Source organism: Algibacter sp. Ld11 (genome assembly GCF_045066735.1).
Classification (GTDB): domain Bacteria; phylum Bacteroidota; class Bacteroidia; order Flavobacteriales; family Flavobacteriaceae; genus Algibacter.
In genome coordinates this window covers 662,693-679,277 of record NZ_JBISHH010000025.1, presented here as the reverse complement: position 1 = coordinate 679,277, position 16,585 = coordinate 662,693, and the positions used below count along the sequence as shown (strand labels likewise).

The window sequence follows — 16,585 nt, the reverse complement described above, 5'->3', positions numbered from 1 at the left end:
AATTTAGATGAATCATTTTTATAACATACTTCGGTATGCTAAGCCTTATAAAAATTTCGCCATAGGACACATTATATCTAATGTGTTTTATGCGTTATTCGGGGCACTTTCTTTTATAGCATTAATACCAATGCTAGATATTTTATTTGAAAAAAAAGACCCTACTGCAATCATTGCAGAACCGGTATATAAAGGCATATCTAGTCTTAAAGATTTTTATAAAGACTATTTAGCTTATCAAGTAAGCCTGCACACAGATAATGATCCCCAAAAAGCATTACTTATTGTAGTTAGCTTAATTATAATATTATTTCTTTTAAAAAATATTTTTGGCTATTTAGCCAATTACTTCATGGTATTTTTAAGAAACGGTGTGGTTAGAGATATTAGAAATACTGTCTATAAAAAAACTGTAGACCTACCTCTTTCTTATTTTTCTGAACAAAAAAAAGGAGATATCATGACACGTGTAACTGGCGATGTAGCAACTTTACAATATTCTATGCTACCAGCACTAGAGCTTATTGTTCGCGAACCACTTACAATTATTTTTACTATTGTTATGATGCTTTTAATAAGTGTGCCTTTAACCGTTTTTGTATTTATTTTTATTCCGCTTTCTGGCTTGGTTATTTCCAGAATAGGAAAAAGCTTAAAACGAAAATCAGATCGTGTTCAAAAAGAGCAAGGTATTACACTATCAACTTTGGAAGAAACATTAACAGGTCTTCGTATTATAAAGGGTTTTAATTCTGAAGATAGATTTTATGAAAAATTCTCTGATTCAACAGGTAAATTCTATAATTTTTCTAACAAATTACTTAACCGACAAAACTTAGCATCACCAGCTAGCGAATTCTTGGGTATATTAGTTATTTCTATACTTTTATGGTACGGAGGACAACTAGTTCTAGTTGACAAAACACTAGACGGAAGTTCTTTTATCGCATATATGGGATTAGCATATAACATTTTAGTTCCGGCAAAAGCAATTTCCAGAGGACTTTATAACATTAAACAAGGTAACGCTGCTGCGGAAAGAATACAGGAAATCGTAGAAGCTCCAAACCCTTTAAAGGATAAAGAAGGAGCTATCGACAAAACGAGTTTCGATTCTGAAATTGAATTTAAAAACATTTCTTTCAAATATCAAGACGATTATGTTTTAAAAGATTTTTCATTAACCATTCCTAAAGGAAAAACCGTTGCTCTAGTAGGGCAATCTGGTAGTGGCAAGTCTACTATAGCGAACTTAATTACTCGTTTTTACGATGTAAACAAAGGAGAAATCTTAATAGACGGTATCAACATTAGTGATTTAAAAACAAGTGCTTTACGTGCGCAGTTAGGTATTGTAACACAAGATGCTATTCTATTTAACGAAAGCATTAAAAACAACTTAAAACTAGGTAAACAAAACGCTACAGACGATGAAGTTATTGATGCCTTAAAAATTGCAAACGCATGGGAGTTTGTTAAAGATTTACCAAAAGGTATTGAAACCAATATTGGCGATGCAGGAAATAAGCTTTCTGGCGGACAAAAACAACGTTTAAGTATTGCGCGTGCTGTACTTAAAAGCCCACCAATTATGGTACTCGATGAGGCCACCTCTGCCCTAGATACCGAGAGCGAACGCTTAGTACAAATTGCTCTAGAAAACATGATGAAAAACAGAACGTCTATAGTTATTGCACATAGACTTTCCACCATACAAAATGCAGATCAAATTGTAGTTTTAAATAAAGGCGAAATTGTAGAGCAAGGCAAACACCAAGAACTTATTGATAAAAATGGTGTTTATAAAAAACTTGTAGATATGCAAAGTTTCGAATAATAACACAACATTTTACAAAAAATAAAAAGGATAGAGACTTGGGGGCTTCTATCCTTTTTTTGTAGGTTAATGCTAGATTTGGGGACATCTAACAACTTAAATAGGTTTCTGAAGCAAATTTATGGTAAATTATCTTACAAACCAAAAAATATTTACATTTAATCCTTTTTATGTGCTTTTTATCGATAAAAATAGCATCAGACTACTAAAAAACAGCGCTTTGTGTTTTACATAAAAAAAACTCCTAGCACATTAAACCTTTTGTATATTTATAAGTCTAAGAATTAAAGAAGTTTTAGTGACGGACGAAGTACAGCTCATTGAGCAATTAAAATCGAGTAAGCATAGAGAAGCCGCCTTTAAAGAGCTAATAACGCTTTATAAAGAGCGCCTATATTGGCATATTCGAAATATTGTAAAATCGCATGATGATACAGATGATGTGCTTCAAAACACATTTATTAAAATTTATAAAAACATAAATAATTTTAAGGGCGACAGTAAACTATTCTCTTGGATGTATCGTATAGCTACTAACGAATCTATTACGTTTATAAATAAAAATGCTAAACGTTTGCAAACAAATAACGAAGACGTACAAAACTTGGCAATTAATAATTTAACATCCGATGTATATTTTGAAGGCGATGCCATTCAATTAAAATTACAGCAAGCCATTGCAACACTGCCACAAAAGCAACAGTTAGTTTTCAACATGAAGTATTTTGAAGATATAAAATATAAAGATATGTCGGAAATTTTAGAAACAAGTGAAGGCGCGTTAAAAGCATCATATCATTTGGCTGTAAAAAAAATAGAAGCCTTTTTAACGCAAGATTAAACCTTTTAAAAAAATACAAGTCTTAATAATAAGATGAAAACAAATAAAATACATAACATAACTAACTCAGGCTTAAAAGCTCCAAAAGATTATTTCGACAATCTTGAAGATCGATTAATGTCTGAAATAAAGCTAAATGAAACCGCCAGCACGTCTGGTTTCAAAGCGCCCGATGGTTATTTTGATACTTTAGAAAGTCGTATTTTAAATAAAGTTTCAGAAAAAGAAACAACCAAAGTAATTCCTTTATTTAACAGAAAGAATATACTTTATATTTCAAGTATTGCTGCTGCAGTTTTGTTACTATTCAATCTTTCAATTTTTGAAAAAGAAACAAACTGGGACAGTCTAGATATCGAAACTGTAGAAAATTATATTTTAGATGAAAATGTAGGTTCTTATGAAATCGCTTCATTATTAGCTGTCGATGATATATCTGAAGACGATTTTGATTCTTTAGAATTTACAGACGAAGCTATGGAAGGCTATTTTTTAGAAAACACTTCCGTGGAAGATTTAATGACAAAATAAAATAATATGAAAACATATATTTCAACCCTATTCGTACTCTTATTTACCATAAGCGTATTTGCACAGCATAAAGACCGAGAGCGTATACAAGCTCTAAAAGTTTCTTTTATTACAGAAAAATTAGACTTAACAGCCAAAGAAGCGCAAGCCTTCTGGCCCATTTATAATGCATACGATGAGAACTCTAGAAAGTGCAAATATGAAGATATGCGTGGTATACGTAAAGAAATTAAGGAAAATGCAAGTACTTTAACCGATGCTAAAGCTAAAGAGTTGTTAGACAAATTTGTTCAGGCCGAAAACACACTACACCAAGAACGTGTAAATTTAATTGTTAATTTGAAGAAAATTATTTCACCAAAAAAAATTATTTTACTAAAAGCTGCCGAAGACGATTTTAACCGCAAACTGTTTGACGAATATAAAAAACGTAAACGCGAACCTAAAAAAGAATAAACGCAACTTAGCGATTACACATTAACAATAAAGTCTTTTTCTGAGACTTTATCATACACATCACGGCTAAAAACATACAATTTAGATGGTTTTTTAGCCGTTCCTTTTTTAGTTTCATTTAAGGGAACAATATATATTTTCTTCAATACTTTCTTTCGAAAATTACGGTTATCCAATTCAATTTCCAAAACAGACTCAAAAGCAAATTGCAATTCATTTAAGGTAAACTTATCTGGCATTAAATCGAAAATTATAGGTTCTACCATAATTTTCTGCTTTAAATCATCATGAGCATCTTTAATAATTTTACTATGATCGAACCCCAACTCAGGCAAAGCTTTTATAGAAAACCATTTAAAGCTATCTGTTTTTAGATTAATTCGGTCTATAGGCTGTGCGAAGTAGTATGCTATAGTCATTGATTGCGTTTTTACACCGTGACTACGTACCCACAATAAATCTTTATCAGATTTTAACCGCGTAGGGTTTCCATAAGTTCGAAATTGAGTTCTATTAAACTCATTATAACCTGTAATACCTTCAAAAATAATATTTGCAGAGTCCTCTAATGTTTTACTAATAAAAACTCTTCCTCCTGTAATCATCCAATCGTCAATTATTGGGTAATCATCATCAAACATATTAAGCGTTCGTTTTCGTAACAACACATTTAAACCGTTATCATCAAGTCCAAAAATTACACAATCTACAGAGACATTATCTCGCTTCCTAAAATCCATTTTTCATCTTAAAAGCATATTCCGAATTAATAGAATACATTATTTATTAATCTCTAATATACAATGAAACCGCAAATTTTCGACTGAAATCAATATTTTTTTATGTAAATTTAAAAAGATTTTTAACAGCTTATCAATACAAAAACAAAATGCCCAATTCTTTATATTTAAACATGGAAAACTTAGAAACCATTAAAGAAAATGCCTCTACTCCATTGTTTGATCGAGATAAAATAACGACTAGCATTGCACATATAGGCGTCAGTAACTTTCATCGCTCACACCAAGCCAATTACATGCATGATTTAATTGAAAAACATCAAGGTTTCAATTATGGTATTTGCGGCATAGACTTGTTAGATTCCGATAGAAAAACCTATAACGTTTTAAAAGACCAAGATGGACTTTACACTTTAATAACTAAAGATGCTGCCGGTTTGCACAAACCTAAAATAATAGGCTCTATTGTAGAGTATTTTTTTGGCCCAGAAAACCCAATGGCCGTTATAGAACGTTTAGCAACACCCGATATAAAAATTATATCACTTACAATAGCAGAAGATGGTTACCACTTAAATGAAATAACAGGGGAATTTAACCAAAAACACCCTGCCGTTGCTGAAGATATTGTAAATCCATTTAACCCAAAAACTGTTTTCGGCTACTTAACACAGGCCTTTAAATTAAGAAAACATAGAGGCTTATCTGGTTGTACCATATTATCCTGCGACAACATTAAAAATAATGGAGAAACCATGCAACAATCATTTTTTAATTATGTGAATAAAAATGAGCCAGAATTATTGCCTTGGCTGAAAAATAATACCACATTCCCCAACACTATGGTCGACAAAATTACACCTGTAACTCGACCTAAAGATATAGACACGTTAAAGAAAGATTTTTTAATAGAAGACCAATGGCCTGTAGTTTGCGAATCGTTTTCTGAATGGATTATAGAAGATAAATTCTTGAAACAAAAACCCGAATGGGAACAAGTAGGTGTGCAATTTGTAAAAAATATTGCGCCTTACCAAAACATGAAGTTACAACTATTAAACGCGGGACATAGTATTTTAGGGATTTTAGGCACACTACATGGTTATAAAACTGTGCAAGAAGCAGCTAATGATGCCGACTTTATGCTGTTTTTAGAAAACTTTATGGATTTAGAAGTTGCTCCAACTTTAGTTGAAGCTAAAAAAATAAGTATAGAGGAATATAAAACAACCTTAATAACTCGATTTAAAAACCCAAATATTAACGATAGTCTATCTAGGATTTGCAGCGAAAGTTCTGCTAAAATTCCAATTTTTATTCTATCAACCTTGGATATTCAGCTTTCAAAAAAAGAAAAATCTTTCAATCGAATTGCCTTTGTTATTGCTGCCTGGTGTAAATACAATGATGGTATTGACGATTTAGGCTACCACTATAATATAGAAGATTCTATTAGTAATATTTTAATTCGAATGGCTGCGCTATCTCAACAAAATCCAATAAAATTTTTAGAAATTGAACCTGTTTTTAAAGATTTAGGAACTAATCCTAATTTTACGAAAGTCTACTTAAAATACTTGAACTATTTGAGAGAGCATAGTGTAAAAGAAAGCATTATAAACTTTAATGCTAATTTAATTTAAAGTTGTTAAAAAAGAAAAGCTTTATGACCAAATTCATAAAGCTTCTCAATCACTATTAACAAAAAACAAATTCTTAACCGCTAATCATTCGTTCTATATCTGTTTGCTTAATTTCTGGATTTGCACCTTCGCTACTTGCTACAATAGCACCTACCGCACAAGCAAAATCTAAAGCATCTTGAGGTGCTGTTTTATTTAATAATTGTGTAATAATTGAAGCTAAAAACGAGTCGCCAGCACCAACTGTATCAACAACCGTTATTTTGTAACCATTATTGTAGTAAAACTTATTGTTTACATACAAAATAGCACCTTTACCACCTTTGGTAACACAAATTGTTTTTGCCTGGGTTTCTTTAGCCATAAACTCAATAGCATCTTCTAAAACATGAGACTTTAAACCCAAATCGCTTGCTATCTCTAAAATTTCATCATCGTTAAACTTAACAAAATCGGCCTGACTCATTAAATACTTAAGCACCTCGGCAGTATAATATGGCTGTCTTAAATTAACATCAAATATTTTATATTTTGCCAATTTTAAAAGCGCATAAAGCGTTTCTCTAGAAACATCATCTCTAGCAATTAAACTTCCAAACACAAAGGCATCTCCATTAGCAACAATAGCTTTTACCTGGTCGTTAAGCTCTATTTTATCCCAAGCTCGAGGAAACATAATATCGTAAGAAGCAGAACCTGTTTCATCTAATATTACTTTTACTTTTCCTGTTTTGTGAGTTGAATCTACCTGAACACCATCAACATTTACGCCTTTTGACTTAATGAATTTAACGATCTCCTCGCCATTTTCATCTTCACCAATACGACTAATCATAGAGACATTATTTCCAAAAGATTGCAACCTAACTGCAACATTTAATGGAGCGCCTCCAATTTTTTTCATGGTTGGAAAAACATCCCACAAGACTTCTCCAAAACTTGTGATATTTGCCATTTTATATAAAATTTACACGATTAATATTCATTTCTAAAACACATTTTTCAATACCGTGTTTCACGATATCTTTATAAGCACTAGTATATGCTTCTGTAAAAGGTTTAGAATCTTTTAATTTCCCAAAAATAGATTCAATTTCTAAAAACGTAGTTGGACAATTTTTAGATTCCTTTGCCTTTTCATTTAAAACAGATGCCATAACATCTTTAACATTTATAGCCTTTCCATTTTCATCATTACCTAAACTGTAAATAGCCCATGCCGCAGTTACTAAAGCTGCGTGTTCAATATGGCCATCTAATTTTAACTGCGCGTTTATAGTTGGCAAAATAAATATTGGGAATTTAGCCGAAGTTTCCGAGCAAATTCGATCAATTTGATCCTTAATATAAACATTACCGAAACGTTGTAGTAAAGATACTTCGTAACTTTCTAAATCTACACCTTTGAGGTCACTTAAAATTGGTGCAACTTCCCTGCCCATATAAGCTCTCAAAAATGCATTTACCCCAGCATTATTAGCTGCTTCATCTATAGTATCATACCCCATTAAAGCACCTAAAATGCCCAATACAGAATGCCCAGCATTTAATAACTGAAGTTTCATTTTCTCATAAGGCTCCACATTTGGTACAAATTGAGCACCTACATTTTCCCAGGTTGGTCTTCCTGCAGAAAAATAATCTTCAATTACCCATTGTTTAAAAGGTTCGCAAACAACTGGCCAAGCATCATCAATACCAGAAATTTCTTTTAGACTTGAAATATCCGAAGGACTTGTTGCTGGCGTAATTCTATCCACCATAGCATTCGGGAAAGATACATGCTCTTCCACCCAAGCAACCAATGCTGGTTCAGCAACACCGACATAACTTAAAAGCATATTTTTAGTCATGTGTCCATTACCTTGTATATTATCACAAGACTGAATAGTACAACCTTTTAAACCACGTTCTTTTCTTAATTTCAACGCCTGCGTTAAGTAACCAAAAATAGTTTTGGGAGCTTCAGCATTAGCTATATCATGTTGCACTAAAGGGTTTTCAAAATTGAATTCACCTGTTGCCTCATTATAGTTATAGCCACCTTCTGTAATTGTTAAACTAATAATTTTAACATCTGGGCTAGCCATTTTTTCAATTACTTTCTTAGGGTCTTCTGGCGCATACAACACCTCAACAATAGAACCAATTACACGCTTAGTAAGCGTACCATCTAGCTCTTTTACAACTAGAGTGTACAATCCATCTTGCTCCTTTAAAGTATTATATATTTTAGCATCAAAATCTAGCAATGCTACACCACAAATACCCCAGTCTGCATTAGATTCATCATGTAATAATTGATCGGTATAAAACGCCTCGTGCGATCTATGAAACCCACCAATACCAACATGTACAATTCCTGTTTTAACATTATCCCTGTTATATTTAGGGATAGCAACCTCTCCCTCAAACCTTGTTAAGTTCTGGCTATTTAATTTATAACTTGTCATTTTTTCTAAGTATTATTTGCTATCGAAACGTTGAAGTAACACAGCGAAAATGATGATAGCACCTTTTACAACTTGCTGTGGATAAGACGGTACATTTAGTAGATTTAAAATATTACCTATTAAACCTAAAATAAGCACACCCATTAAGGTATTTATCGCGGTACCTTTTCCGCCATTTAAACTTGCGCCACCAATAACAACGGCAGCAATAGCGTCTAGCTCCCAAGCCATCCCCATATTAGGCGACCCTAAATTAGTTCTTGAAGCTACAATTACGGCAGCAGTTGCCGCTAAAGCTCCAGAAATAGCGTACACTAAAAATTTATATTTATTAACTTTTATACCAGATAGACGTGAGGCTTCTTCATTACTTCCTATGGCAATTATTAATCGTCCAAACACGTTGTAACGCAACATAACCATTGCTAAAATCACAATTAAAAAGAATACAATGGCAATATTTGGAATACCTAATGTAGAATTATTTGCAAAGTTAGACATAAACTCTCCTCCTGGAGTTTTGAAAGTAATTGGAGAGCCTTTAGAATAAATAAAACCTAGTCCTCTGGCAATCGTCATTAAAGCCAAAGTAGCGACAAAAGGTGCCATTTTTTGAAATGCGACTAGATACCCCGCAATACTTCCTAAAGCAAAACCAATAACAATAGTTAAAACAATTGCTAATGGTAACACTACAACATTAACTAGAATAGCAAATGTTACAGCGAGTAAAGCGACCATAGATCCCACAGATAAATCGATACCTCCGGTTAAAATAACAAGCAACATACCAATACTTATAATACCAATACCAGAAACTTGTTTTAATAAATTTGAAAGATTTGTTGATGTAAAAAATACATCGGAAATTAATGCTGAAAAGACAACCAGCAATATGAAAATAAAAATAGTATTATGTTTTACGAGAAACTTAAGCCAGCCGCCCGGGCTGCTTAGTTGTTGTTTTATTGTTAATGCCATGATTTTTGTTTTTTGTTATAGTTTTGTTAGACTACTTGTTTAAGTTTTTCGCCAATAGAGTAGCGTAAAATGTTTTCTTCGGAAAATTCTTCTTTGGTTAATTCCCCGTAGAATGTACCTTCGTGCATCACTAAAATACGATCTGCTATCCCCATAATTTCAGGCATATCAGAAGAAATTACAACAACACCAACGCCTTTTTTAGCAACCTCATTTATAAGATTATAAATTTCAATTTTTGCTCCAACATCAACGCCACGCGTAGGCTCGTCAATAAAAATAACTTTACTGTCTATACTTAACCATTTTGCTAAAGCTACCTTTTGTTGGTTTCCTCCACTTAGGTTTTTAACATCGACCTCTGAACTTGGAGTTTTTATATTTAATTTCTCAATTAAACCTAACACATTTTTATACTCATCGTCCACATTAATAAAACCTAGCTTTCCTGAAATACCTTTAAAATTGGTTACACTAATATTTCGCCTAATGGATAATGGTAAAAACACACCATCTTCTTTTCTATCTTCTGAAACAAAACCAATTTGGTGTCCAACAGCACATACTGGTGAATTTGTTTTTATTTCTTTTCCGTTTAAAATTAAAGTTCCCGATTTCTTTTTATGTGCTCCAAAAATAAGTTTTGCTGTTTCCGTTCTTCCACTTCCTCCCAAGCCTGCAATTCCTAGAACTTCACCAGGACGTACCGAAAATGACACATCGTGAACTAAAGTATCTTTAGCGGTTAAGTTTTTAACTTCAAATACAGGAACGTCTCCTATTTTCACATCACGTGTTGGATATAAATCTTTCAACTCTCTACCAATCATTAAACGAATTACACCATCGGTATTTGTATCTGCAACAGCCATACTTCCAGTATCTACGCCATCTCTAAGCACAGTAACAGAATCTGCTATCTTGAAAATCTCATCTAAATGATGCGAAATGTAAATAATAGAAATACCTTTTGCTTTTAATTTAAAAAGGTTATCGAATAATTTTTTAGTATCCGTTGGATCGAAAACGGTAGTTGGCTCATCTAAAACTAAAACCTTAGTATCTTCTGATAATGCTTTAGCAATTTCAACAACTTGTTTTTGAACAATACTCAAATCTCTAACTCTTGCAGAAGCATCTATTTCGAAACCTAAAGAATCTATTAATTCTTGAGCATCTTTGGTGATTTCTTTCCAATTCATCCAAAATTTACTAGAACCTAATTTATGTAAATAAATATTCTCAGCTACCGACAAATCGTTCACTAAGGATAATTCTTGAAAAACAACACTGATTCCTAAAACCTGCCCATCATGAGTGTTTTTAGGACTAATTTCTTCACCATCCAGAACTACTTTTCCGGAATCTTTTTGATGCACACCACTCAGGATTTTAACCAAAGTAGATTTACCCGCACCATTTTCACCAAGTAAAGCATGGATTTCCCCAGGCTTTACTTTTAAGTTTACATTTTCTAGTACTGAAACAACACCAAAACTTTTTGATATTCCGGTCATTTCAAGACGGTATTCATTATCTGAATTATGCATATCAATAAATTTTAAAAGATTAAAATAATGCTTTTGGATTGTAGTACTTAGCAGCGTTTTCTTTAGTAATTAATAATGGCGCTGTGAATGATGTTTTTTGGAAATCTCTTTTTCCATTCATATACTCAATGGCGTATTGAACAGCATTTTTACCAATTTGCACAGGGCTATTCATTGCAGTACAACCATAAAAATCAGTATCCATAATATATTTTATAGCTTCTTTTTGTCCGTCTGCACCAGCAACAATTAAAATATCGTCTGTTTTACCAGCTTGAGCAATTGCTTTAATAGCTCCTAATACACAAACATCAGATTCTGTAATTACTACATTAATATCTGGGTGAGCTACTAAAATATCTTCCATAGCTTTTAAACCACCGGCGTAAGACCACTCTGTATAAGCTTGCGTTTTTACATTTAAATCTATTTTACCTTGCGTTCTTAATTGCTCTTCTGTAATACCTTGCAATAAACCTTGCTTGCGAGTTCTTCCAACAGGGTTACCAGCGTTACCACTTAATAAGGCGATATTCATTTTAGTATTCCCCATTTTTTTCACTAACCACTCACCAGCTAATTCTCCATTTGCTAAATTATTAGACTGAATAGTTGTAACATAATCTGCTGAAGAATCTATAGAACTATCAATAATAAAAACAGGAATTCCAGCTGCTTTCGCCATTCTAGTAACACCAACTAAAGCATCCGGATCTTTTGGGTTTAATAATAAAGCATCAACACCTTTAGTAATTAAATCTTCAACTGCTGCAATCTGTTTATTAATATCATCTTGACCATCTGCAGATAAAAACACCATACCATTTTTCTCTGTTGTAGCTTGTATACTTTGAAGTAATGCTTGGTAATAAGGTGCATTTAAAGAAGGTGTACAATACCCTATTTTTTTTCCTGTAAGATCTACTGAACTTGCAAAAGCTTCACTCGTATCTTCCGAAGAGTTAACGGTAGCACTTGTAGAACCAGTTTGTTCCACACAACTAGATAAATTAAATATTAATGCAAGCACCATTAATGGCTTTAAACATTGCTTTAGAACCGAAGTTTTGTTTTTTGTTTTCATAATGAACGTTTTAAAGAATTATTTTGTTTAGTTATTGGTTATTAAAATATTGTAAAATCTACTTGAAGTACTGTTTTCTCTTTTTCTGGATTCCACATAGCAGTTACTCCAATTGGTAAATTATAAGTACCTAATTTAACATTTTTATTGAAGGTTGCCCCTACGTTTATTAAATTACCAGCACCTTCGGTATAAAAAGTTTTATCTGTTACAAAAGACCATGCGCCTCCTGCGAAAAGTGATAAACTAGAATCTCCCTTTTCCCAAACCTTACTACTCACCTCAAAGTAATGTGTCCAAGAGTCTTCTAAAGCCCCATCTGTTTGCACTTCGTAATCTCCAGAACCTCCACCAAGAATGGTAGCAAAGTATAATAACGTGTTTGGAGTAACATTGTAACCAAAGTTAAGATCTACAAAGTTGTACCCTTGTGTTTTATCATAACTCCAGTAATGCAACACATCACCACGTTCTTCAACCCCTGTGTAGTTATTGTGAGTAACCGCTTCGATAAAGAACTTATCAGAAAAACGATATTTTGTATAAATAGAAAATTCTTGATAGTGAGCACCAACATTTTCACCTGTAATTTTATTTGTAACATCTACTGTTGTTAAACTCGCACCGCCCCAAACACCAAAAGTGAATTTAGCATCTCTTGAATTAAATTCTAAATTAGTAGCAAGCATAGCACCTGGATGCACAACAAACCCATGCCATAAGTGCATATTTTTCAAATGAGCACCAGCTGTAAAAGCTTTATAATCATCGTTTACTAAATCGTCTTGTCCTTGTACAGAGTTAAAACCTAAAAAAAGCACAGCTAGTAAAATAGCCTTAATAGAAGATAGATTAGAATTATTTCTAATTCTTTGTTGTGGTAGTTTCATAATTTCAATATTTAGTTTAGTTTTTTATAACGTACTTTGGACGTTTATTCTTCAAATATATATAATTATATTTAATATTTCCAAATAAAAAATAAAAACAACACTCTATTAAACAGAGTATTACACTAAAACGTAAGCCATAAAAACCTCAAAACCCTTTAAAAACAAGACCTTTAACGTACTATTTACGTTTATAAATAAAATAAGAAAAATTTAATAAAAACATCGAAATTTTACAGAATTGCAAAAAACAAGAGCAAAATTCGCAGGAATTGACAAGACACAAGATAAAATAAAATTATTATTTTTCCTACAAATAAATATTAAATAAAGAAATTACGACTAATTAAAATGAAGTTTAGAGACTTTACCTGCTCCAGCCGCATAAGCTAGAGAATCGTTTATAAAACGTATCGTATAAAAACTTTCATCACTAATATGCCGCCAAGTATCTCCAGCATTATTAGAAACATCTACACCTTTAAAACCAACTGCAACTAACTTTTTTCCGTTTGAAGCCGGAACATATTGCACACAACTACGATATCCTGGGTTTTCCCCACTAGCGACAACACGCCATGTTTTACCTCCATCGGAAGTTTTAATTTTATTAGCAACATTAGCTTCAGGCGCTGTATAATCACCACCAATAGCAAAACCATTTAGCGCATCATAAAAATCTATTGAGTACATTCCCGTAGTTTCTGTGCCTTGTATAATAGGAGTTTCAAAAGCTTGCCATGTTTCTCCTTTATCCGGAGAATACAATATTCTACTCGACTTCCCTCCTGTTGCAACCCAAGTATGCTTACCAACAATAGCAATGTTGGTGTCGCTTGCAGCAAAAGCAGCTTCACCTACTTTAGCGTTTGGTAAATTTTCGCATGGAATTTTAGACCAACTATTTCCTCCATCTCTGGTTATAATGATACTTAAACAACTATCGGTAGGATCTCCAATTGCAATCCCTTCTTGATCGTTCCAAAAATCTAGTGCATCGTAAAATACTTTTGGATGGTTTTCTTGATAAACTAATTTCTTTTCATCGTTTTTAATTTTATACAATCTCGCCGGGCTTTCAATCGACAACCCAAAACCATTTTTAGAAGTTATAGCCAACGACCTAAAATTGTTTTTTATAGAATCTGGAGCCATCGAAATTGGATAAACAACATTTAAACTTTTATCATCACTACTATAAATATGTCCCGCTTTTCCGTTTGACGCTAAAAAGTAAGCCCCATTCGTTTCCTTAACAACCTCTAAAGCTCTAACGTTTAAAAGCGAATCTTCTAACAAGTGTATAACCTCAACCGAATTTATATGTTGTATTGGAAACTGGTAATGATTACCGCAGGAACACATCCCAAGCAACACTAAAATAACAAGACACATTTTTTTCATAAGTGCAAATTTACTTAAAATTAAAAAGACTCCACCTTTGCGCGTGGAGCCTTTAGAGCTATTAAACAAAATTTAACCTACTATTAATAATATGACTGACTCAAATAGCTATACTTATATTTCTTGTTTTAAAGCTTTAACATCGATAATTAACTGAGCAACAGAAGCCCGGTTTAAACCATTATAAATTCCTCTAATATGTTTATTCTTATCTATTAATAAGAAATTTTCCGTGTGTAAAAAATCTTCTATACTCTTCTCTTCTCCCAAATCATTTTCAACAAAATATTGCTCACGCCCTAAATTATAAATGTCATTTTTATCACCCGTTACTAAATGCCATTTACCAGAAATCACTTCATAATCCTCAGCATATTGTTTTAAAACAGGAACAGAATCTGTTGCCGGCATAACCGAGTGTGAAAGCAATAGAACATCCTTGTCATTTATAAAAGCTTCTTGCACTTTATACATATTCCCAGTCATTTTAGGACAAATACCAGGACAAGTCGTAAAAAAGAAATCGGTGATATAAATTTTATCTTTAAAAGTTTTTTGAGTTACCGCTTCACCTAATTGATTGGTTAAATTAAAATCTGGTATTTTATGAAAATTCCGCTCATCATCCGTATTTGGAGTTAACCAATGTGGCGTAAAAGACTCATCACTATAATAAGGTAAATAATCGACCCTACTCGTTTCGACTACTTTTATGTTTTCCTTTTTTATTGTTTTTTTACAACCAATAAAAGAAAGTACTAAAAATATATAAATGTATTTCATTATTTTTTTCTCTTTAAAACTATAACCTCATCTTCTAACCTGTAACATGAATTTGCACGACGCATACCAAAAGCTCGCCCATTTTTAGCTTCATAATTAACATACAACTTGCCGTTTTTTAACCAAGCTTTCTGCAATCCATTTTCCTGACCACCAACCAAGTTTCTTTCTTTAGAAAGCACTCCTGTATTATACCATGTTTTTTCGACCCCCTGCTTTTTGCCTTTTATGTACGTCACTTCAGAAGATAAAACACCATTGTCCCACCAAGATTTATAAGAGCTTACAAGCTTATTTTGCTTATAATGAGACTCTACCTTTAAAACCCCATTTATAAACCAAATTTGGGCGACACCTTCTTTTCTCCCCTTGCTAAACCCAATCTTTTCTCTTAAAGTATTATTAGTATGGTAGGATACCGCATAACCAGAAAAAGGCTTCTCATTGTAATACCAAACACCTTTATTACCATCTAATTTAAGACTGGACTTCGCTACTTCAATATTTTTAATGTCATCAAAACCATCAAGGTCTTTAATATTATGACTCACTTGTTCACAACCACAGACAGCAATACAGAGTAACAAAAAAAGAAGCTTAATGAATTTCATAATTTAATAACCTTGGTAAGGACCTGAAAAAGCAATATAAGACCCTGTTGTTGAGTATATTTCATTTATAATATGATAGTGATACTCTTCTTCGCCAGCAGTATATTGCGTGGTTGTTGTATGTCCGCCAGAGGCATCCAAATCTGTTGGATAAGTTCCTGTCGCGTTACATTTTCTTCCATAAAGAAAAACGCCATCCAACAAGATACCTACTAAATTCTCATCATCATCTGAAAACGCTACTGGCTCCAAATGATAGTGATATACACCTGGACCAATGTGCGCACCTGTCCAATCTAAACTTGCGGCTGCCTCATCCAAATCACCAGCTCCTTCTTGATCGTTAAAAATTGAAGCGCCACTAACCGCAATACCAATCGTGTTTAACTGTGTGCTTACTGTGCTCCCTGTTAGATTTGGCGTAGCATCTACAGTAATAGTAGCCGCATTATTATTACTAGACATAATTGATGGTGTTGTTGCAACTGTAGGCTCATCTAGATACAACGAGCTACCTTCCCCCCAATAAACTGTTTCGTGGTTTGGTAAACCTGTAGTTTCAATAGTTACTTCTGTACCATTAGAAGATAAATAAATATCTGTTGCATCCGTATCAAAAGCAGCGTAAGCTAAATGTAATTCTGTTACAGCTTCTCCTTCTTCTGCTTCTTCCGAAGCCCCATCATCACTTCCACTGCATGCAAATACAGATAAAAAAATTAAACTCATTACATTTGTAAACGGAACTATTTTCTTTATTTCTATACTCATTTTATCTAGT

At 33.0% G+C, this 16,585-nt stretch carries 16 protein-coding genes; 5 read left to right on the top strand and 11 right to left on the bottom strand.

What is annotated here, in order from left to right; all coding sequences use genetic code 11:
- Window positions 1-7: 7 nt before the first annotated feature.
- The 4 genes from ACJJV4_RS16595 to ACJJV4_RS16580 all read left to right on the top strand — a co-directional run bounded on the left by ACJJV4_RS16595 (window position 8) and on the right by ACJJV4_RS16580 (window position 3,665).
- Window positions 8-1,837 carry an ABC transporter ATP-binding protein gene (locus ACJJV4_RS16595; protein ID WP_405296484.1) on the top strand — a complete coding sequence of 610 codons (1,830 nt, stop codon included), beginning with the start codon at window positions 8-10 and terminating at the stop codon, window positions 1,835-1,837.
- Between the two features lie 298 nt (window positions 1,838-2,135).
- The gene (locus ACJJV4_RS16590) at window positions 2,136-2,678 is read left to right on the top strand and encodes an RNA polymerase sigma factor (protein WP_405296482.1); all 543 of its coding nucleotides are present in this window, start codon (window positions 2,136-2,138) and stop codon (window positions 2,676-2,678) included.
- 33 nt (window positions 2,679-2,711) lie between these two features.
- Window positions 2,712-3,209 carry a hypothetical protein gene (locus tag ACJJV4_RS16585; RefSeq protein WP_405296480.1) on the top strand — a complete coding sequence of 166 codons (498 nt, stop codon included), beginning with the start codon at window positions 2,712-2,714 and terminating at the stop codon, window positions 3,207-3,209.
- A 6-nt stretch (window positions 3,210-3,215) separates the two neighbouring features.
- A complete protein-coding gene (locus ACJJV4_RS16580) occupies window positions 3,216-3,665 on the top strand; it encodes a Spy/CpxP family protein refolding chaperone (RefSeq protein ID WP_405296478.1) in 450 nt (149 codons plus the stop codon).
- Window positions 3,666-3,679: 14 nt separating this feature from the next.
- Here the strand turns inward: ACJJV4_RS16580 and ACJJV4_RS16575 are convergent, their stop codons facing one another.
- Window positions 3,680-4,405: an NrtR DNA-binding winged helix domain-containing protein gene (locus ACJJV4_RS16575; RefSeq protein ID WP_405296476.1), complete on the bottom strand. Its 726-nt coding sequence runs from the start codon at window positions 4,403-4,405 to the stop codon at window positions 3,680-3,682.
- A gap of 173 nt (window positions 4,406-4,578) precedes the next feature.
- Between ACJJV4_RS16575 and ACJJV4_RS16570 the strand changes: the two genes are divergently transcribed.
- The gene (locus ACJJV4_RS16570; RefSeq protein WP_405296474.1) at window positions 4,579-6,048 is read left to right on the top strand and encodes a mannitol dehydrogenase family protein; all 1,470 of its coding nucleotides are present in this window, start codon (window positions 4,579-4,581) and stop codon (window positions 6,046-6,048) included.
- 73 nt (window positions 6,049-6,121) lie between these two features.
- Here ACJJV4_RS16570 and ACJJV4_RS16565 read toward each other — a convergent pair whose 3' ends face one another.
- From ACJJV4_RS16565 to ACJJV4_RS16520, 10 genes are all read right to left on the bottom strand, one after another.
- Window positions 6,122-7,003, bottom strand: coding sequence for a carbohydrate kinase (locus tag ACJJV4_RS16565; protein ID WP_405296472.1), 882 nt, complete (start codon window positions 7,001-7,003; stop codon window positions 6,122-6,124).
- 1 nt (window position 7,004) lies between these two features.
- The gene (locus ACJJV4_RS16560; RefSeq protein ID WP_405296470.1) at window positions 7,005-8,501 is read right to left on the bottom strand and encodes a mannitol dehydrogenase family protein; all 1,497 of its coding nucleotides are present in this window, start codon (window positions 8,499-8,501) and stop codon (window positions 7,005-7,007) included.
- 12 nt (window positions 8,502-8,513) lie between these two features.
- Complete coding sequence (locus ACJJV4_RS16555; RefSeq protein WP_405296468.1) at window positions 8,514-9,482, bottom strand: ABC transporter permease; 969 nt, start codon at window positions 9,480-9,482, stop codon at window positions 8,514-8,516.
- A 26-nt stretch (window positions 9,483-9,508) separates the two neighbouring features.
- Window positions 9,509-11,032 carry a sugar ABC transporter ATP-binding protein gene (locus ACJJV4_RS16550; protein WP_405296466.1) on the bottom strand — a complete coding sequence of 508 codons (1,524 nt, stop codon included), beginning with the start codon at window positions 11,030-11,032 and terminating at the stop codon, window positions 9,509-9,511.
- Between the two features lie 19 nt (window positions 11,033-11,051).
- Window positions 11,052-12,116, bottom strand: coding sequence for a substrate-binding domain-containing protein (locus ACJJV4_RS16545; RefSeq protein ID WP_405296464.1), 1,065 nt, complete (start codon window positions 12,114-12,116; stop codon window positions 11,052-11,054).
- A gap of 41 nt (window positions 12,117-12,157) precedes the next feature.
- Complete coding sequence (locus tag ACJJV4_RS16540) at window positions 12,158-13,006, bottom strand: hypothetical protein (RefSeq protein WP_405296462.1); 849 nt, start codon at window positions 13,004-13,006, stop codon at window positions 12,158-12,160.
- 342 nt (window positions 13,007-13,348) lie between these two features.
- Window positions 13,349-14,410: a WD40/YVTN/BNR-like repeat-containing protein gene (locus ACJJV4_RS16535; protein WP_405296460.1), complete on the bottom strand. Its 1,062-nt coding sequence runs from the start codon at window positions 14,408-14,410 to the stop codon at window positions 13,349-13,351.
- Window positions 14,411-14,524: 114 nt separating this feature from the next.
- The gene (locus ACJJV4_RS16530; RefSeq protein ID WP_405296458.1) at window positions 14,525-15,193 is read right to left on the bottom strand and encodes an SCO family protein; all 669 of its coding nucleotides are present in this window, start codon (window positions 15,191-15,193) and stop codon (window positions 14,525-14,527) included.
- The gene (locus ACJJV4_RS16525) at window positions 15,193-15,804 is read right to left on the bottom strand and encodes a toxin-antitoxin system YwqK family antitoxin (RefSeq protein ID WP_405296456.1); all 612 of its coding nucleotides are present in this window, start codon (window positions 15,802-15,804) and stop codon (window positions 15,193-15,195) included. The genes ACJJV4_RS16530 and ACJJV4_RS16525 overlap by 1 nt, the downstream gene beginning before the upstream one ends.
- Before the next feature lie 3 nt (window positions 15,805-15,807).
- On the bottom strand, window positions 15,808-16,575 hold the full coding sequence (locus ACJJV4_RS16520; protein WP_405296454.1) for a YHYH protein: 768 nt from the start codon (window positions 16,573-16,575) through the stop codon (window positions 15,808-15,810).
- Window positions 16,576-16,585: the final 10 nt, after the last annotated feature.

What these genes read in the sequence shown, in the direction of transcription:
- ACJJV4_RS16595 (WP_405296484.1), top strand. Translation starts at nt 8, where the DNA reads ATGAATCATTTTTATAACATACTTCGGTATGCTAAGCCTTATAAAAAT.
- ACJJV4_RS16585 (WP_405296480.1), top strand. Translation starts at nt 2,712, where the DNA reads ATGAAAACAAATAAAATACATAACATAACTAACTCAGGCTTAAAAGCT.
- ACJJV4_RS16580 (WP_405296478.1), top strand. Translation starts at nt 3,216, where the DNA reads ATGAAAACATATATTTCAACCCTATTCGTACTCTTATTTACCATAAGC.
- ACJJV4_RS16575 (WP_405296476.1), bottom strand. Translation starts at nt 4,405, where the DNA reads ATGGATTTTAGGAAGCGAGATAATGTCTCTGTAGATTGTGTAATTTTT.
- ACJJV4_RS16570 (WP_405296474.1), top strand. Translation starts at nt 4,579, where the DNA reads ATGGAAAACTTAGAAACCATTAAAGAAAATGCCTCTACTCCATTGTTT.
- ACJJV4_RS16565 (WP_405296472.1), bottom strand. Translation starts at nt 7,003, where the DNA reads ATGGCAAATATCACAAGTTTTGGAGAAGTCTTGTGGGATGTTTTTCCA.
- ACJJV4_RS16560 (WP_405296470.1), bottom strand. Translation starts at nt 8,501, where the DNA reads ATGACAAGTTATAAATTAAATAGCCAGAACTTAACAAGGTTTGAGGGA.
- ACJJV4_RS16555 (WP_405296468.1), bottom strand. Translation starts at nt 9,482, where the DNA reads ATGGCATTAACAATAAAACAACAACTAAGCAGCCCGGGCGGCTGGCTT.
- ACJJV4_RS16550 (WP_405296466.1), bottom strand. Translation starts at nt 11,032, where the DNA reads ATGCATAATTCAGATAATGAATACCGTCTTGAAATGACCGGAATATCA.
- ACJJV4_RS16545 (WP_405296464.1), bottom strand. Translation starts at nt 12,116, where the DNA reads ATGAAAACAAAAAACAAAACTTCGGTTCTAAAGCAATGTTTAAAGCCA.
- ACJJV4_RS16540 (WP_405296462.1), bottom strand. Translation starts at nt 13,006, where the DNA reads ATGAAACTACCACAACAAAGAATTAGAAATAATTCTAATCTATCTTCT.
- ACJJV4_RS16535 (WP_405296460.1), bottom strand. Translation starts at nt 14,410, where the DNA reads ATGAAAAAAATGTGTCTTGTTATTTTAGTGTTGCTTGGGATGTGTTCC.
- ACJJV4_RS16530 (WP_405296458.1), bottom strand. Translation starts at nt 15,193, where the DNA reads ATGAAATACATTTATATATTTTTAGTACTTTCTTTTATTGGTTGTAAA.
- ACJJV4_RS16525 (WP_405296456.1), bottom strand. Translation starts at nt 15,804, where the DNA reads ATGAAATTCATTAAGCTTCTTTTTTTGTTACTCTGTATTGCTGTCTGT.
- ACJJV4_RS16520 (WP_405296454.1), bottom strand. Translation starts at nt 16,575, where the DNA reads ATGAGTATAGAAATAAAGAAAATAGTTCCGTTTACAAATGTAATGAGT.